Origin of the sequence: Acinetobacter sp. COS3, assembly GCF_000475335.1 — a bacterium.
Taxonomy (GTDB): Bacteria; Pseudomonadota; Gammaproteobacteria; order Pseudomonadales; family Moraxellaceae; genus Acinetobacter; species Acinetobacter venetianus.
This window is the reverse complement of sequence record NZ_AXCD01000038.1, coordinates 1-739: the sequence shown is the minus strand read 5'-3', so window position 1 is coordinate 739 and position 739 is coordinate 1. Positions and strand designations below refer to the sequence as shown.

At 29.1% G+C, this 739-nt stretch carries 1 protein-coding gene; it reads left to right on the top strand.

Going from position 1 to position 739, the window contains the following annotated elements:
• Positions 1 to 231: 231 nt before the first annotated feature.
• The coding region (locus IO68_RS29520; RefSeq protein ID WP_023013902.1) for a hypothetical protein at positions 232 to 739 on the top strand (508 nt) is incomplete at its 3' end.

Sequence of the window (739 nt, the reverse complement as noted above, 5' to 3'; positions counted from 1 at the left end):
AGAAGTGTCTTTTAAAGCGAGCGAAGCGAAATTTAAAAGACACGGAAACGAGATATAAAAAATCTTTTTTGCATTCGCAAAAAAGATTTTTTATCTGCCCCACCATTAACAGCCATAAATTAACAGTTAAAACTAACAGAAGAGTAGTTTTTTTTGAAAAACACAACATATGACGATTTTTTTAAGACTCTGTGATATACCAACATTTTCTTAAATGCAGATGGTTTAAAAATGGCTAGAACTAGATTAACAGTAGATGAAATTATTTTAAGTGTTGAAAAGCACTTAAAACAGATAGCAAGACGCACTCATTCAGATGAGTTAATACTACAATTGATTCGATCAAAAACTGCAAATCAATTTACAGAAGAAGACATTAAAAATTTGAGGAATAAATATCATAAAGTTTTAGAATTAAATAGATTAGAAGAAGTAATGGACACTATCTGCTCAATCAAAAAAAGTGATCGCTCTGATATTGAAAAAGACATTGTTGATTTTAGTGGATATGAAGACCCTTTCTCTCAGACTGATGAAAGATTAAAAATAGCCTTAAGGATGCTAAAAAACTACAATCGAAGAGTTCCTAATTCAATAAAACAAAAAGCACATAATGAAATCAAAAATTCACTTCAAAGTCCTTACAGACAAGAAAAAAAGAAGATAAAAGATCGAAAGCAAGAGAATCATGAGAAATTTTTTCTTGGAAGTGTGCTTATATCATTTTTTAAATCACAAA